This is a genomic window from Halomonas sp. HMF6819 (assembly GCF_044335525.1).
In the GTDB taxonomy this organism is placed as follows: Bacteria; Pseudomonadota; Gammaproteobacteria; order Pseudomonadales; family Halomonadaceae; genus Vreelandella.
Map to the genome: position 1 here is coordinate 39,296 of NZ_JBIQVY010000008.1, position 16,295 is coordinate 55,590.

General features: G+C 59.8%; 16 protein-coding genes. 8 read left to right on the forward strand and 8 right to left on the reverse strand.

The annotated features are described in order from the left end of the window. Positions 1-4 precede the first annotated feature (4 nt). The 4 genes from ACGLWX_RS17165 to ACGLWX_RS17180 all read right to left on the reverse strand — a co-directional run bounded on the left by ACGLWX_RS17165 (position 5) and on the right by ACGLWX_RS17180 (position 3,036). Positions 5-958, reverse strand: coding sequence for a polysaccharide deacetylase family protein (locus tag ACGLWX_RS17165; RefSeq protein ID WP_252109633.1), 954 nt, complete (start codon positions 956-958; stop codon positions 5-7). Positions 959-968: 10 nt separating this feature from the next. Continuing rightward, on the reverse strand, positions 969-1,628 hold the full coding sequence (locus tag ACGLWX_RS17170) for an isochorismatase family protein (protein WP_396241547.1): 660 nt from the start codon (positions 1,626-1,628) through the stop codon (positions 969-971). 90 nt (positions 1,629-1,718) lie between these two features. After that, on the reverse strand, positions 1,719-2,603 hold the full coding sequence (locus tag ACGLWX_RS17175; protein ID WP_252109635.1) for an oxaloacetate decarboxylase: 885 nt from the start codon (positions 2,601-2,603) through the stop codon (positions 1,719-1,721). A 10-nt stretch (positions 2,604-2,613) separates the two neighbouring features. Continuing rightward, a complete protein-coding gene (locus tag ACGLWX_RS17180; protein ID WP_396241549.1) occupies positions 2,614-3,036 on the reverse strand; it encodes a nuclear transport factor 2 family protein in 423 nt (140 codons plus the stop codon). 226 nt (positions 3,037-3,262) lie between these two features. On the opposite strand from ACGLWX_RS17180, the gene ACGLWX_RS17185 reads away from it, so the two are divergent. The 6 genes from ACGLWX_RS17185 to ACGLWX_RS17210 all read left to right on the forward strand — a co-directional run bounded on the left by ACGLWX_RS17185 (position 3,263) and on the right by ACGLWX_RS17210 (position 9,446). Next, positions 3,263-4,066 carry a GntR family transcriptional regulator gene (locus tag ACGLWX_RS17185; protein ID WP_396241551.1) on the forward strand — a complete coding sequence of 268 codons (804 nt, stop codon included), beginning with the start codon at positions 3,263-3,265 and terminating at the stop codon, positions 4,064-4,066. A 262-nt stretch (positions 4,067-4,328) separates the two neighbouring features. Further along, positions 4,329-5,759: a 3-isopropylmalate dehydratase large subunit gene (leuC, locus tag ACGLWX_RS17190; RefSeq protein ID WP_396241553.1), complete on the forward strand. Its 1,431-nt coding sequence runs from the start codon at positions 4,329-4,331 to the stop codon at positions 5,757-5,759. After that, a complete protein-coding gene (leuD, locus tag ACGLWX_RS17195) occupies positions 5,756-6,391 on the forward strand; it encodes a 3-isopropylmalate dehydratase small subunit (RefSeq protein WP_396241555.1) in 636 nt (211 codons plus the stop codon). Before leuC ends, leuD begins: the two co-directional genes overlap by 4 nt. A 158-nt stretch (positions 6,392-6,549) precedes the next feature. Beyond that, a complete protein-coding gene (dctP, locus tag ACGLWX_RS17200) occupies positions 6,550-7,548 on the forward strand; it encodes a TRAP transporter substrate-binding protein DctP (protein ID WP_252109640.1) in 999 nt (332 codons plus the stop codon). A gap of 81 nt (positions 7,549-7,629) precedes the next feature. Then, positions 7,630-8,136: a TRAP transporter small permease gene (locus ACGLWX_RS17205; protein ID WP_252109641.1), complete on the forward strand. Its 507-nt coding sequence runs from the start codon at positions 7,630-7,632 to the stop codon at positions 8,134-8,136. After that, positions 8,133-9,446 (forward strand): TRAP transporter large permease subunit, encoded by a 1,314-nt coding sequence (locus ACGLWX_RS17210; protein ID WP_396241557.1) that lies wholly within the window; start codon positions 8,133-8,135, stop codon positions 9,444-9,446. The genes ACGLWX_RS17205 and ACGLWX_RS17210 overlap by 4 nt, the downstream gene beginning before the upstream one ends. A gap of 54 nt (positions 9,447-9,500) precedes the next feature. Here ACGLWX_RS17210 and ACGLWX_RS17215 read toward each other — a convergent pair whose 3' ends face one another. After that, on the reverse strand, positions 9,501-10,463 hold the full coding sequence (locus ACGLWX_RS17215) for a LysR substrate-binding domain-containing protein (RefSeq protein ID WP_396241559.1): 963 nt from the start codon (positions 10,461-10,463) through the stop codon (positions 9,501-9,503). A 147-nt stretch (positions 10,464-10,610) separates the two neighbouring features. On the opposite strand from ACGLWX_RS17215, the gene ACGLWX_RS17220 reads away from it, so the two are divergent. Continuing rightward, positions 10,611-11,669 carry an SDR family oxidoreductase gene (locus ACGLWX_RS17220; protein WP_396241561.1) on the forward strand — a complete coding sequence of 353 codons (1,059 nt, stop codon included), beginning with the start codon at positions 10,611-10,613 and terminating at the stop codon, positions 11,667-11,669. Positions 11,670-11,807: 138 nt separating this feature from the next. On the opposite strand, the gene ACGLWX_RS17225 is transcribed toward ACGLWX_RS17220, so the two are convergent. The 3 genes from ACGLWX_RS17225 to ACGLWX_RS17235 form a co-directional block, all read right to left on the reverse strand. Beyond that, the gene (locus ACGLWX_RS17225) at positions 11,808-13,868 is read right to left on the reverse strand and encodes a YjbH domain-containing protein (protein ID WP_396241563.1); all 2,061 of its coding nucleotides are present in this window, start codon (positions 13,866-13,868) and stop codon (positions 11,808-11,810) included. Between the two features lie 59 nt (positions 13,869-13,927). Further along, positions 13,928-14,758 carry a capsule biosynthesis GfcC family protein gene (locus ACGLWX_RS17230; protein ID WP_396241565.1) on the reverse strand — a complete coding sequence of 277 codons (831 nt, stop codon included), beginning with the start codon at positions 14,756-14,758 and terminating at the stop codon, positions 13,928-13,930. Between the two features lie 65 nt (positions 14,759-14,823). After that, a complete protein-coding gene (locus ACGLWX_RS17235) occupies positions 14,824-15,591 on the reverse strand; it encodes a hypothetical protein (RefSeq protein WP_396241567.1) in 768 nt (255 codons plus the stop codon). Between the two features lie 141 nt (positions 15,592-15,732). On the opposite strand from ACGLWX_RS17235, the gene ACGLWX_RS17240 reads away from it, so the two are divergent. Further along, complete coding sequence (locus tag ACGLWX_RS17240; protein WP_252109648.1) at positions 15,733-16,050, forward strand: hypothetical protein; 318 nt, start codon at positions 15,733-15,735, stop codon at positions 16,048-16,050. Positions 16,051-16,295: the final 245 nt, after the last annotated feature.

Genomic DNA, 16,295 nt, shown 5'->3' on the forward strand with positions numbered 1-16,295 from the left:
GGTATCAAGTCTCCCTGAGTGCGGTGGCGCTCTGCGCCTGAATGCTTTCAAGCGCGGCATCGAAATAGTGCGCCCGGTAGTACTCGGCGATTTCCCGGCCGGTCGCCACCCACACGTCCGAATGGCCAGTGATGTACTCCAGCGCCTCCTCGAACGCCTTGATGCGGTGAGGGCAGCTCACCTGGTAGTTATGGGTGGGAATGCACATCACCGTGCCGGACTCGGCGCCCTCCTGGTACAGGCGGTCGAAGTGGCGCTTGAGCATGGTGGCGTACTGGCGCGGTTCGACCTTGTTCACCGCATACACGATGGTGTCGTTCATTTCCATGGAGTAGGGCACTGAGATGAAGCGCTTGCCGGAACGTACGTTGACCGGTGTGGGTTGGTCGTCGTGGAATAGATCGCAGGTGTAGAGCCCGCCGCGCTCACCGAAGAGTTCCTCGCCCACCTCGGCGAAAAGGTCCAGCGTGCGCTCGGAGTGCGACAGCGCCGGTGCCAGATACCCAGCGCAGGCCTGGCCGGTATGGCGATGGATGGTTTCCATGCTGTCACGGATCATTGCGCGCTCCTGGGCCTCGCTCAGGCCGTAGGTGTAGCGCGTGTTGTAGATGCCGTGGCTGAAGAACTCCCAATCGCGCTCTTGGCACATACGGATGATGTCCGGATGGTGCTCGCAAAGCGCCGTCGAAAGCGAGACCGAACCGCGCACGCCGTACTTGTCCAGAAGCGCCATCTGGCGCTGATGGCCCACCCGGTTACCGTAGTCGCGGATGCTGTAGCCGGGCACCGAAGGGTGCGGGTGCGGCCAGGGTTTGCGGCTGGGGTTTTGCGGTGGGTCGAGCTCATAATATTCGATGTTGGGCGCGACCCAGAAAGCGACTTTTGCGCCACCCGGCCACTCGATTTTGGGACGCTGGTCATAGGCCCAGTAGTCGTACACGCCAAGGGATTCTTTCATTGTTTGCTCCTCAGCCTTCGAGCCATGCCAGCACGTCGGCCACCGGCATGACGTCCGCGTATTTAAGGTGCAGGTCGGTCAGGTTGGCGTAGTGGTAGCTCTCGTGTTTATCCGCTACGCACTCCATCGGCACGATGGTGCGATAGCCCCGCGACAGGCTCTCGACGGCGGTGGCGCGAATGCAGCCCGAAGTTGAGCCGCCGGTAATGATCACGGTATCCACCTGATGCCACACCAAAAGCGACTGCAGCGGCGTTTCGAAAAAGGCCGAGGGCATGCGCTTGGTGTAAATCACATCACGCGCGTGGTCGATCTCGACGCGTTCGTCGAACTCGGCGCGCTCGGAGCCGTACTTGATGTTCTGCAGCGAATCCGGGGTATCGGTGCGCGTGCCCCACACGCCGGCATCCTCGGCGGAGTCGAGAAAGGCCACGTGGGTCCAGACCACCGGCCAGCCTTTCGCGCGAAAGCCGCGGGCCAGTTGATTGGTGTACTCGAGCTGTTTCGGGTCGGTCTCGTAGGCGGTCTTGAACAGATCCGTGCGGGTGTAGGCCTTTTGCGGGTCGACGTTGACGAGTACCGCTTTCTTGCCAAAGCCGAAAGGCACCCGCTGCGGGTTTGCCATGACGTCATGAAAGATCTCTTTGGCCGTCTTGTCCGTCGTCTGCATGGTTGTCTCCTGACATGGTTATTTTTAAAGCGTCGTTTTTCGAACGGGGCGTTGTTTAACCCCCTCTTTATTGGAGCGAGCCGCCTGCCATCAGCGCTCTTCGTAACGCTCACCCAGCTCGAGCATTTTCTGGGTGCCCAGGTAATCGTTGAGCTCTTTGAAATCGAGCATCTGGTCGCGAAAGGCGTCGGTGGTGCCGTCCTGCTTCAGCGTGGCGAAAAAGCGGCTCGCCATGTGGGTGATCGCGCGTACCAGCGCCCCGGGGAAGATCACCAGCGAGAAGCCGAGGGCTTCCAGCGCCTGAGCGTTTTGCAGCGGCGTGTCGCCGCCTTCGACCATGTTGGCCATGATGGGCACCTTACCCTTGAACCGGGACATGATCTTGTCGATATCCTCGTCGGTACGGATGCCTTCGATGAACAGCATGTCCACGCCCGCCTCGAAATAAGCTTGGGCGCGCTCGATGGCACTATCGGTGCCTTCGACGCCCAGCGCATCGGTACGCCCGATGATGAGCGTGTCTTCGCTTTGCCGGGCGTCCAGTGCCGCATGCAATTTACCGACCATTTCGCCTTTGGATACCAGGGTCTTGCCCTTGAGGTGGCCGCAGCGCTTGGGATACGTCTGGTCCTCGAGCTGAATGGCGTTAGCGCCGGCGCGCTCCAGAAGGCGCACACTTCGCATCACGTTCATGGCGTTACCAAAGCCGGTATCGCAATCCACGACCACGGAAAGGTTCGTGCGCTCGCGAATATGCGACATGGCGGTGCAAATTTCGGTGATGCTCAAAAGGCCGATATCCGGCCGCCCCAACTGGGTATAAGCGAGGCTGGCGCCGGAGAGATAGACCGTATCGAAGCCGGCCTGCTCCGCAAGCGAAGCGCCAAGGGCATCGAACACGCCCGGGGCGACCACGATGGAAGGATCCTGCAACAGGCGTGTGAGACTCGGTGGGGAGATGGTTTTTTGTGTCATAAGGCTCTCTTTAGAAGGGGGAAGTGCCCGCAGGGGCAAGGTGGGGGCGCGCAAGCGCCAGATCGTTCCAGACCTGCTGGCGGATGATCAGGCCATCTTTTAGCTCGAAGCGGTCGATAAAGCGCACGCCCGTGGACGTCGTATCATCCAGCCAAGTCACGTCGAGTACGCCGTGGCAGATGACGATGGACTCGAGTGGCGTGACGCAGTGATCCACGCCGTGAAGGGTCTTGCTCACGTGTTGGTAACGACTGCCTGCCCAAGCGACGACGTCCTCAAGGTTTGCCATCGGCGCTGCCCCAGGGAACTCCAGCACGACGCGCTCGGCGAGAAACCGCTTGGCTTTCGCCAAGTCTCGCGCTTGCATGGCGGCGAGAAACGCGCGCACCTGCGTTTTATCGCTACCGCGCCGCTCGCTTGCGTTACTCTCCATGGCTGGCCTCCTGGCCGGGTTGCCGCTACGAAATGCCCGCGATATGTGTTACTCAGGGCGTGGCAGAGCCGTGTTCTGAGCTCATGGTTCTGGCCACGTGCTGTTGGTCACGGGCATGGGAATCGATGAGTCGTTTAAATGTATTAAATTTGATACATTTTTATGTCTACAAAGTGGGGCGCGTCAAGTGCGCTGGAAAATTTTTTGACGATGTGGGGGAACAAGGATGAGCGAGGCAAATACCTCGGCCGTGGGAGGGACGAAGTCGCATCGCATTTATTTGCTGCTCAAGGATGCCATTCTCAGCGGCCGCCTTTCTCCGGCCGAAAAGCTTCCGGGTGAGAACCGGCTGGCCGAGCAGCACGGCGTATCGCGAGTGACGGTGCGCCGCGCCATCAAGGCGCTGCAGGCGAGCGGCCTCGTCGAGCGCAAGGCCGGGGTAGGTACGGTGGTGCTCAAGCAGCCGCTGGAGGCCACGGTGATGACGGCGAACGTCTCGAATCTAATGCCCAACATGGTGAAGATGAGCCAGGCCTCCCAGGTGCGGCTGCTGGAGTTCGGCTATGCACCACCGCCGGAAATGATCGCCGAGCGTCTGGGCATGGCCCCGAACACCAGGGCGCAGCGCTCGGTACGCGTGCGCATGGTAGACGGCAATCCGTTCTCCTACCTGATCACCCACGTGCCCGAAAAGATCGCCCTGCACTACAGCGAGGCGGATCTCGCCAATACGCCGCTGTTCGTTCTGCTCGAGCGCAGCGGTGTTAACGTGGATCACGCCTCGCAATCCATTTCTGCAACGCTTGCAAGTCACGATCTCGCCCAAGCGCTGGAGGTGTCGGTTGGCTCGCCGCTGATTTCGCTGACGCGCGTGGTGTTCGATGAAGAGGGGCGGGGCGTCGAGCATTTGGAGGCTTTCTATCGCCCCGACCGCTACCGTTTCCAGATCGATCTCGAGCGCAATGGCGACGACAGCTCACGCTATTGGGAGCCCAGAGTAGGAGGCATGCCTACCGATTCGACGGCATGAAACGCTTTACGAACGTGTTTTGGATGTATTATTTTTAATACCGGTTATAAATTTTAAAAAATACATTTGACCGGTGCTTCAGATTTGCGCTAGTTGTAGATGAAGCTGTGTAGCAAAAGCTGTAGAGAAAAAGCTGTAGAGAAAAAGTGGTAGCCATTCCCCCGTCGACCCAAGACAGGCTGGAAGCTGCCCAGGGCGTGACGACCGCCCCCACTAATAAAACGGTGCCGCATCAGTGGCACAGGCCGGGACAGCGAACATCATGAGCACTCCCCAAACGCTATTCGACAAGGTGTGGTCCGCCCATGAGGTGCACCGCAGCGACAGTGGGCAAAGTCTTTTGTGGATCGACCGCCACTTCGTCCATGAAGGCTCCTTTCATGCCTTCAACAAGCTCGAAGAACGCCATCTGCCGGTGGCCAGGCCCGCCCTGACCTTTGGCATTGCCGATCACTACGCGCCGACGCTATCGCGCACCCTCGATGAGGTGAATGATCCCAAGGTTCGGTCCATGATCGAACAGCTCACCGACAATACCGCCAAACACGATGTCACGCTGTTCGGGCTCGATGACCCGCGCCAGGGCATCGTTCACGTCATGGGCCCGGAGCAGGGGCTGACTCAGCCCGGGCTCGTCATGGTCTGTGGCGACAGTCACACAGCGACCCATGGGGCGTTTGGCAGCATCGCCTTTGGCATTGGCGCCTCCGAGGTCGCCCATGTGCTGGCCACCCAAACGCTTTGGCAGACCAAGCCCAAGGTAATGCGCATCACTTTGAAAGGGCAGCTCTCGCCCGGGGTGACGGCCAAGGATATCGCGCTGACCTGGATTTCACGGCTGGGCGCCGACGGCGCGCGCGGCTTTGCCATCGAGTATGCCGGCGAGGCGATCCGTTCGCTTTCGATGGAAGCGCGTTTGACGCTTTGCAATCTGTCCATCGAGGGCGGCGGCCGGTGCGGCATGATCGCGCCGGATCAAACCACCTTCGACTATTTGAAGGGCCGGCCCTACAGCCCGAAAGGCGAGCTTTTTGATCAGGCCTGCGCGTACTGGTCCACGCTTTATAGCGATGCCGACGCCGTTTTCGATCAGGACGTGGTCATCGATGCCTCGGAGATTGCGCCCACCGTCACCTGGGGTGTCTCGCCGGAGGAAGCGCTGCCTATCGATCGTTACCTGCCGACGCTCACGGGCGATATCGAGGAAGCCAGGGCGCGCCAGATTCGCGATAGTCTCGACTACATGGGGCTTTCGCCGGGTCAGAAACTCACCGATATCGCCATCGATCGAGTGTTCATTGGCTCCTGCACCAATGCCCGTATCGAAGACCTGCGCGCCGCCGCGGCCATTTTGAACGGGCGTAAAAGCCGCGTGCCCGGTGTCGTGTCACCCGGGTCTACCCAGGTCAAGGCGCAGGCCGAAGAGGAGGGTATCGATCGTATCTTCATCGACGCCGGGCTCGAGTGGCGCCATTCGGGCTGTTCGATGTGCGTGGGCATGAACGGCGACATGGTCCCCAGCGGTGAGCGCTGCGCCTCGACCACCAATCGTAACTTCAAGGGGCGCCAGGGCCCGGGGGCGCGCACTCACCTGATGTCGCCCGCCATGGTCGCCGCCGCCGCCCTCGAAGGGCGGCTGACCGATATTCGTACGCTGGCGCCAGGCGCCCACACCGACGGGGGGCACTCATGAAACCCATCGAGATTTTAGCCACCACTGGCATCGGCTTGCCGCACGCCAACGTGGACACCGACCAGCTGATTCCCGCGCGTTTCATGAAGGAGCCGCGCAGCGTCGGCTACGGGCAGTTTCTTCTGTTCGACGTGCGTCGCGACGCCCACGGCGCGCCCTCACCTGACTATCCCCTCAACCAGCCCGGCGCCGATGAGGCCGAAGCGCTGGTGAGCCGGCGCAATTTCGGGGCGGGGTCTTCGCGGGAAGCGGCGGTTTATGCGCTAGTCGACGGCGGTTTTCGCTGTGTGATCGCGCCGAGTTTCGGCGATATCTTCGCCTCCAACGCGGTCAATAACGGCCTGCTGCCTGCGGTGGTCAACGAGGAAGATGCCGAGCGTTTGCTAAAGGCGCTTGGCGAGGTGGCGCCGGTCGAGGTGAATCTACGCGAGCAGCGCATTCGCGTTGGCGAGCTCGAGGTGGCCTTTACGATCAACTCGGTCTGGCGCACCAAGCTGCTCAACGGCTGGGACGATATCGACATGACCCGTCAACATGAAGGCGATATCGAAACATTCGCCGCCACCTACGCCGAGCGATTTCCCTGGGCGCAGCCCTACCCGGGGGGCGCGCCTTTGATCGGCAAAGGGTAGGGGTGATTGAAAGAGGCCTCGGCGATTCAACCTTCTTCGGAAAGCGCCATGCCTCAACGGTTATACAGTATCGTCACGTACGCTAATAGCCATTCCAATGAACAGGCGTACCGGCAATCGACAGTCGTACCAATGATAATATCTACAGGAGACTCCCCATGAAAAAAGCCCCCTTGACGCTCGGCATAGTGGCCGCGCTAGCCTCCGTTCCGGCGCTCGCCGTCGATCAAATCAACGCCGTTCACGCCTTTCCGCCGTCGCTGATCTATACCCAGAGCTTTCTGGAGTTCGTGGATAAAGTGAACGAGCGCGGCGAAGGTGTCGTTCAGATCAACGTACGAGGCGGCCCCGAGGTCATTGGTCTTTCCGAGCAGCCGGAGGCGGTGCGCAACGGCGTCGTGGATATGGCCTACACCGCGGCAAGTTTCTACGCCGGCACCGTGCCCGAACGCGATGCCATGGTCGCCTCGAACACCAATGCCATCTACGCCCGCGAAAACGGTGGGATCGACCTGCTCAACGAGATCCATCAGGAGAAGATGGGCACTTACTATCTGGGCTGGTTCGATAGCGGCGTGAGCTACAACCTCTACACCATCGACGAGCCGGGCCTCGATGAAAACGGTGACCTGGATATTTCGGGGCTTCGGCTGCGCAGTAACCCCGTGTATGACGCCTTCTTCCAGGACTATCTCGGCGCGCAGCCGATCAGCCTGCCCACTACCGATGTCTATTCAGCGCTCGAGCGCAGCGTCGTGAACGCCACGGGCTGGACGCAGATCGGACTGAAAGATCTCAACTGGGACAGCTTTCTGAACTACCGGATCGACCCGGCATTTTTCTCTACCGACATGGGTGTGATCGTCAATCTGAACAAGTGGAACCAGTTGAGCCCCGAGTCTCAACAGATTCTTCAGGAAGTGGCGATCGAACACGAGCGCGACAGTGCCGAGCAGATGGCCGAGCGTGCCATCGAGCAGCAGGCCGAGCTCGAAGAAGACGGGATGAACGTCGTTACTTTGGAAGGTGAGGCGGCCCAGCGCTATGCCGATGCCGCCCGCGAAGCGACTTGGGCGCGTATGCGAGGCCAGATGGAGCGTCACCCGATGGGCCTCGAGCATTACGATGAGCTGATCGAAAAGTTCAACGACCTATAAACTGGCCAGCTTTTAACGCACTCAAGACGCCGGTCATTGCCCGGCGTCTTTCTGCAGGACTCCAACTGCCTCGGGGTTTCTATGCGCTATGCACAACGCGGCTATTTGCTGCTGCTCAACGGCATGGCACTGCTTGCCGCCATCATGCTGGTATGGCTGATGGTGGCGGTGGTGCTCTCGGTCGTGATTCGTAATCTGGGGCTACAGCCCTCGGCGTGGTTCTTTCTCTCCACCGAGTACGCCATGTTCTACCTGACGCTTTTGGGTGCGCCCTGGCTTGTGCGTCAGAAAGGGCACGTGCACATCGAACTGCTCACCTCGATACTGCCGCCGGCCATGCTCAATATTCTCAGCCGTGCGGTTGCGCTGGTCTGCGTGCTGGTCAGTGTGGTGCTCGCCTGGAAGGGGCTGGATCTGTTTTTGCTCAATATCGAACGCAGCGATTATGACGTGCGCGCGTTTTTCGTACCCAAGTGGATACTCACCATCGTCTTTCCGGTCAGCTTTACCCTGATGGCGGTCGAGTTTGGCCGCTTCGTCATCGGCCCGGAGATTCTTCACAGCGGCGAAGCGGGGATCAAGGAATGATGGAATGGTATTTTGCGCTGGCGTTTCTACTCTCGCTGATTCTTTTCTTCATGGCGGTGGGCACGCCTATCGCGCTGGCATTTTTAGCGGCCAACGTCATCGGGGCCTGGCACTTCATGGGCGGGCAGGCGGGCATCGTACAGATGCTCAACAACGGTTTTGGCGCGCTTTCGAGCTTCAACCTGGTGCCGATTCCGCTGTTTCTCTTGATGGGCGAGCTTTTCTTTCGTACGGGGCTCGGCATGAAGATGTTTAACGCCGTGGATCAGCTGATGGGCAAGGTGCCCGGCCGGCTCTCCTACGTCACCGTGGTGGGCGGTACTGCCTTTTCCACGCTCAGCGGCTCCTCCATGGGATCGACAGCGCTAATGGGCTCGCTTCTGGTACCCGAGATGGAGCGCCGGGGCTACAAGAAGAAAATGGCGATCGGCCCCATTCTCGGGACCGGGGGGCTGGCGATCATCATTCCGCCGTCGGCGCTGGCGGTGCTTCTCGCCACGCTTGCCAAGATCGACATTGGCGCGCTGCTCATCGCCGGCATCCTGCCGGGGCTGACCTTGGCCGGTTTTTACATGGCCACCATTTTCATCCAGACCCGGCGCGATCCTGACGCTGCCCCGGTTTACGAGCTCGAGCCGGTGCCGCTAGCGGCCAAACTCAAGCTGATCGTCACCGATATTCTGCCCATGCTCAGCGTCATGGTGATCATCGTGGCGCTCATGCTGATCGGTTTCGCCACGCCGTCGGAGGCGGCGGCCTTCGGTGCGCTCGGGGTCATCATTCTGGGCTTTATCTTTCGCTGCATGACCTGGGCGGCGTTCACTCAGTCGGTGATCGGGGCGCTTAAGGTCACGCTGATGGCGTATCTGATCGTGTTCGGCTCGGCGACCTTTAGCCAACTGCTCGGTTTCTCCGGTGCCTCTGGCGGGCTCATTCAGTGGGCCACCAGCTTCGATCTATCGCCCATCCTGATGTTGATGGCGATGTTCGCCGTGCTGCTGGTGCTAGGCACCTTCATGGAGCAGATCTCGATCATGATGCTGACCGTGCCGATCTTCTTCCCGCTGGCCCAGGCGCTTGGGTTCGATTTGATCTGGTTCGGCGTGGTCGTCCTGCTGGCGCTGGAGATTAGCTTCTCCACGCCGCCGCTGGGGCTTTTGCTCTTCGTCATGAAGGGCGTGGCACCGCCGGGTACCACCATGCGAGAAATCTACTCCGCCGCCATTCCCTATATCCTCTGCTCGATGCTGCTGGTGGCGCTTCTGGTCATCTTCCCGAGCCTGGCTACCTGGTTGCCTCGGATGCTGTGAGCGAAGCAAAACGTTAAAGAGAGGCGCCAGCCTCTCTTTTTTATGGTGGCGTCTTTATCGGTGAGCGTATGGCGGTGTTTCGTCCGCTATGCGCTCCTGCCAGCGATCCCAAGGCGGTACGTCGCCCAGCTCTTCGAACAGGTGCTCCAGAAAGGCGCTGACCTTGGGCGCGGTCAGGCGTCGCTGGCCGTACAGGACGTGAATGTCGCGCCGGGTAGGGGCCACTTCGCCACGCCACGCTTGCAGCACGGGAGTCAGCGCTCGACGGGCGAGCTCGTCGGCGATCAGCCAGGTGGGGAACATCACCAGCCCCTGGCCCATCAGCGCCGCTTGCAGCAGGCTCTCGGCGCTATTGCTGTAAAGCGAGCCTTCGACCTTGCAGATTAGAGGGCTGCTGGCCTCCGGTTGCTCGAAATACCAGCGCTGGCGCCCCATTTCACCCTGGTAGAGCAGGCAGTCGTGCTGGCAAAGCGCTTCGGGCGTCTGCGGTGCGCCGTGGCGTTCAAGGTAGGCGGGGGCGGCGGCCACCACGTAGTTCATGGGGGCCAGGCGCCTTGCCACCAGCGTGGTGTCCGAAAGCTCGCCGACCCGAAAGGTGATGTCGATACTCTCTTTGACCGGGTCGGTCAGCTGATCGGTTAGCATCAACTCCGCTTTGATAGCAGGGTAGCGGCGCTGAAAACGGTGCAGGATTGGCACGATCTGGCGTTGGCCGAAGGCGACCGGCGCATTGATGCGCAAAAGCCCGGAAGGCTCGCTGCCCGGCGCCTGCAGCGCCTCCGTTGCCAGGTCGAGCTGACCAAGGATTTCGCGGATATCGCGGTAATAACGCTCACCGGCTTCGGTCAGGGTTACCGCCCGGGTGTGGCGGTAAAAAAGCTGCTGGCCAAGCGACTCTTCCAGCGCCGTTATCTGACGTGAGATGGACGATACCGCGCGGTGAAAGTGGTGGGCGGTCGCCGTGAAGCTGCCGGTGGCGGCGACACGTTCGAACACGCGTAGAGCGTTGAGATCCATCGGGTTGCACCTGATGCAATAAATATTTGCGATTTTTCCAATTGTAGCAATTAACGTCTCTTACCAGAATGAATGTCATCGCTCGCCGTGAAAAGGTCACAAGGCCTCGAGAAAAGCGGGCAGTACACGTTCATCGAAGGAGGCATCATGCGTAAAGGTAATGCGCTCGTAGTAGGCGCCACCGGCATCACCGGAGGCAATCTGGCAAGCTATCTCAACGCCAGCGGCTGGACCGTTTACGGGCTGTCGCGTCGTGCGACCGAGCAAAGCGGTGTCATTCCCGTCACCGCCGATCTGCTCGACCGCGAGGCGACTGACAAGGCGCTGGCCGACCTGCCCATCACCCACGTGTTCTACTGCACCTGGATCAAGCGGGACAGCGAAAAGGAGAACGTCAAGGCTAACGGCGCCATGATGCAGAACCTGCTCGACGCCTTGCAGGACAGAAAGATCCAGCACGTCTCGCTGGTTACCGGCACCAAGCAGTACCTGGGCTCTTTCGAGAGCTATGGCAGCGGTAAGGTGGAGACGCCGTTTCGCGAGTCCGCACCGCGCGTGCCTGGTGACAACTTCTACTACGCCTTGGAAGATACGATGTTCGCCGCCGCCGAGCGCGACGGATTTAGCTGGAACGTGCACCGCCCGCACACGGTGATCGGCTATGCGGTGGGTAATGCCATGAACATGGGCACGACGCTGGCCGTTTACGCCTCGATCTGCAAGGAAACCGGCCAGCCGTTCACCTTCCCGGGTTCGCAAACCCAGTGGAACGCGCTGACCGATTTGACCGACTCGCTGGTACTGGCGCGCCAGATGGAGTGGGCGGCCACGACGCCGGGCGCGCACAACGAGGCGTTCAACACCGTCAACGGCGATATCTTCCGCTGGCGCCGGATGTGGCAGGAAATCGGCGAGTTCTTCGAGCTGGAGGTGGCCGAATGCCCCGCCACGCCGCAGCCGCTGGAAGAGCAGATGAAGGATAGCGCCGGTGTCTGGCAGCAGATCGCCGAGAAGCACGATCTGGCCGAGCCGGATGTCGCCAAGCTGGCTTCCTGGTGGCACTCCGATGCCGACCTTGGCCGCGAGCAGGAGTGCGTCAACGACGTGACCAAGATGCGCGATTTCGGCTTCGACCACTTCCGCGAAACCCGCGCCGCGTTTTTCGATCTGTTCACTCGCCTGCGGGCTGAGCGTCTCATTCCTTGAGACGTGTTTAGTGAATAAGCAAGGGGGCCTAATGGCCCCCTTTTTAGTGCGTTCATTTCCGCTTTAAGCAACGACTAATCTTGTCGGCGCTGTGCAACGAGCATCACGTATCGATCACCATATTGTCTGATCGAAAGGTTACTGCCACAGGGTGTCGTATTGCTGCCAATAGCGATCCAGGTCGCGCTCCTGGGTGATGGTGTAAAGGTCGTACCGGCGGCTCAAACGTGCGCCGCCGTCGCGGGTGAGCGGCTGCCACCTAAGCGTCGTGCTATTGCGGCTAGAGAAGGTAAAAAACGCATCCAGCGGAATGGTGAGATAGAGGCCCTTGTCGAAGCTGCCCTCGCCAAAATCATCGCCGGCATCGGTCAGGGTGCCAAAGGCGCCTAGGCGAACGCCGGAGTCGAACTCGCGGGAAAGATCCAGCGTGGCGCCTATGTCACCGGCCAGGTAACGACCCACGCTCAGTTTGGCCAGCACGTCTTCCACGCCGGTTTCCACATAGGCGTTGATGTGGCCTGTCCAAACGCTGTAATCACGTAGGTCGAATCGCTGGTCGAAGTCGCGTTGGCGCACCCAGTTGATGTCCGCGCCGAGCGCCCAGGGAGCGTCGAACTCGCGGTACAGCCACTCGGCACCGACGCCGGCGTACATCATTTCCAGTATCCCCCCATAGCCCATGGCGTATACGTTATCGCTCACCTTGGCCGTGCGCGTGTACTGCAGGTTCTCGATACCGAAGGGCGACTCCGACAGGTAATCCCCTACAAATGTACGCACCCTGGGGAGCCGAGAGTTGGCAATATATTCGTAGTTGCCCAGGTTATCCGCCACTGTCCAGGCCATGCTGCCGGAGAACCAGCCGTTGGGGTCGGTTTGATACTCGGCGCTGAGCTGGGCTTTTAGACGGTAAAGGTAGCCATCCGGGCCGCCGAAGTTTTGATCGAGCCGGGGTCCCAACTGCCAGTTGAAGCGCTGAGCCGGCGCTTGATGCAGCGTCTCGCCGGCACCATTTTCTAATCTGGCATGGGTATAAATGCCGTATCGATAGGCGTACTCATGATCGGCCGAGGTCGTTGCCTGTACGAACTGCTCACGGTCATGAACGCTTTCGCGCAGCGGCAAGCCTCGCTCCTCCCAGTCAAAGCGGAACGTTTCGATCTCCTCATCGGCCTGGGCGTTCAGGATGCGGTTCGCGCGCCCCTCGCTTTGGGCCAGAGAGCGAAAGCGCCCGGGCCTGGCGGTAACGGTTAGGCTATCGCCCTGGCGGGAGATGCGCTCCACCTGCATGCCGGCATTTTCGTTGAGCCTTTGGCTGGCCGCGGCCCAGCTTGCCTGCGGCGCGGCGTCCAGCGGCTGTGGAGGTGGGTCGTTTTTTAACTGGTCAAGCCCGTTGAGGTCGAGGTTGAAAGTGATGCCCGCCATGGCCGTATTGCCGCGCTGCCACCCGGTATGTAGCTCCACATTGTCGCTAATGGCCAAGCGCGCCCCCACGTTGAAGCGGCTATCCTGAACCTGATCATTGTCCTGGGGTTCATTGGAGTAATCGTTGCCTTCGTACTCGAACTGCAGGATCAAGGGATCCCAGGGTGTCTGGTACTCTACACCGCCGAAAACCGCCGCGGGCCCCGCAAAGTACTGGCCGAAATTGAGCTCGCCGCCGCCTGAGCCGCTGTTGGCCGAACGATTATCGAAGCGATCCGCCAGCCAGCCAAAGGGAGAGTCGATATCGCTTGCGGCCCCCAGGTAGCCCCAGCCCAGCCCTGCGGTGAAATCGAAATTACCCCAGCGTTTACTGGCGGCCACATATTCGGCGCCAAACAGCGTGGTACCGCCTATATCGCGTGCGCCCACGGCCAGCTGTGGCCAGTAGCGGGTTTCTTCCAAAAGCCTCAGTTTGGCATCGAAACCCTTATCCAGGTTGCGGTCATACAGCGGGCCTGGCCGGTTCTCAACGGAGACGTAGCGAAAACCGCCTTCGAACCAGCGGGTGGGTTGGACAAACACGTTATAGCGTCGATAGGGTTCGGTGCGGCTAGCGCTCACCGACATTTCACCTAGCGGGTTCATGCGCGCGGTGGGCGTTTGCATAATGCCCACACCGCCGAAATCGCTTTGACCATGGCCCAGCTGCCCGGCCAGGCCATCGGCGGCGGCCACGTTGGGCAAAAAGAAAGCGACCAGCGTGATGCGCGCCAATACAGGTGGTTTTGGCGCAGGTAAGTAACCGCGAAAGAAAGAGGGAGCCAAAAAGTGAACTAGGGAGCGTGCCATTGAGTACATTGATCGCCAGGGAGTTGAGCGGCCAACACGCCTGGCAGCCGCTGATTGATGATATCCGGTTCTTCCGTCGTGCCGGGAAAGGCAAACGCACCCATCAGCCCTTGCCGATTAGGCAGCTCGATGAGCAAGCGGCTGCCGGGGGCAAGAGGTGTTGCCTCGTGGTTCCAGGCCGCAATGCCTCGTCGTAATACATTGCCTTGGGGCGTTATCAGATACGCATGGTCAACGTTCTTGAACGCGTGTTCTGGCAGCGCTTTTTTAACATCGTCGATCGTCATATTGGGTCGCCAAGCGGCTCGACTAACGCCCTGTAGACCCCAGACCTCGACCCAATCAGGAATATCGCAGACGCCCCAATAGGCCACGTTTCCCAGCAGCGGCGCCTCGCGCAGATGAGTGCCCAATGCCAGTAAGTCCAGCCGCTGAGGGCTTCGCACCGCCTCATTTTCCAAACTGCGCAGTGCTTCCTGCCACTTCAAAAGCGCCTGAGCGTAAATCGTATTACCTGTCACTTGGGCACTTATTACTAACGTGCCCAGCTCTTCGGTCAAGTAGCGCCGCTGTTGTGGTTGGCGCTGCTGGTCGGGGAGCAGGAGAGCATAGGCATGGCTCCAACTGATGGGCGTCGCCTGTTGAGAGAGTGTTTCCAGCCAGGCATCGGCCAACGTGCGCTCGCTCGGTTCGGTGGCGTGGCTCGCTTGCGTCATGCCTGACACAAGAGCGCCCGCCAGCAGCGCCTTGATCACCAGACGTTTAGCGTAAAAAAAGTGCGCTCGAGTAGTGGCGCGATCAATCGTGGTTCTCATGGTTCTCGCTTAAAGCAGCACGGGCAGTTGGACGGGGCGATGACTATCAGCGCCGTAGTGGCGAATTAGCTATCCCACCAGGGGCGAGCCACTTGCCATTTGATGTCAGGGCCACCGGGCCAGGCTAATTCATCCACTTCCCACAGCCTTTGTGTCGCGGGGTCTTTCCACCACTGAGCCCTGGTCGTTCGGCCGTTATCCCAGGTATACGTGACGTCGCAGGGCTGAAGCAGCAGCTCGGTCAACAATAGCGCACGTGCTCGAGGTGCTTTGCACGTCATATGCCCCTCAGCGCGATGAGCATGGCTGAGCCCATCGGTATCGACCCAGTGGCGTTCTATCCAGAAGCGGGGTTGCGAACGCTGCCAGGGCAGTTCGCCGGCCGCGGCAAGAGAATCAGCAGTGGCCGAGCGGTCAAGATAATAGCGCGTGGTCAACAAGTCTCCCTCTGGAGTGGACACTGCATGTAAACCACCACTTTCCAGGCTTAAAAAGCCACGTTGGTGGGGCCAGTGCGTTTGCGTACCGGTTTGAGCGCCCAATACCAGCAGGCCGCGCTGGGTAGAGCCATCGAACGCTAAAGAGGCATACGGTATCCTGTCTGCCTGAGAAGCCGTTGCCCGGCCCTTGCTCGGATCCAGTGCCACGATGGCTTGGCCTATAGGAGAGCTTTCGAGCACACTACAGCCTGCTATTGCTACTAAACTGATGGCGCCCGTCACCGTCTTGAGCGCTTGCATACGGCTTTTTCTTTCGCCATTGAAAACACGAGTGAAAAACGGGGAAGCAGGACGCATAAAAGCCGCTAAAAAGCGGCTCTTGCACATCTCCATGTCGCGATTAGCCCGGCGCGATTTTATGTATTTCAAGCGTAGCCTCAGCGCGTTCCGGTCGTACCCGTTGTACCGCTGGTGCCACTCGTACCGCTGGCGCCGGATGACTCTGCGGCGATACCGGCTGCCACCTGGGAGGGCGTGCTGGTGGTCAAGGTGGTCGCACTGGTGTTCAACGCGCCAGACAAACCGCCCGGTGCGGCGCCTCCTGCCGTAACGCCTGCGCTAGCCGACGTGGTGGTTGTGCTCTGGCCGGCAGCGCTAGAGCTTGAGGCGTTGCTAGCTGGGGCAGAGCCGCCAGGCTCGACACCGCTTTCGATCGATGTTGCGCTATCAGGCGTTGTTTGCGCCGAGGCTAGCGAAGCGACGAGCACGCCTCCTGCGACCAATAAAATCAATGCTTTTTTTAACATTGCTCTATCTCCAGATAAAGTGAGTAGCCGCCATTTTGGCTTATAAAGCATGCAGGTATTGTGTTGCTCATGCGAGTATCGGAAGCCTGATCCAGTCATAAGAAGCGGCGGCCACAGATTTGGATTGAATGGTAACCCGTAAATATCCTGGAGAATAGATCCAGGCTAACATTCAAGCCGTTTATCGGTAAGCCTAAATGATGATTTATCCGTTTAAGAAAATGAAGCGTAGTATTTGATTCGGAAAATATGCCGAGTTTTAAATAAGTAAATTCTTTTATAAGGTTTTTT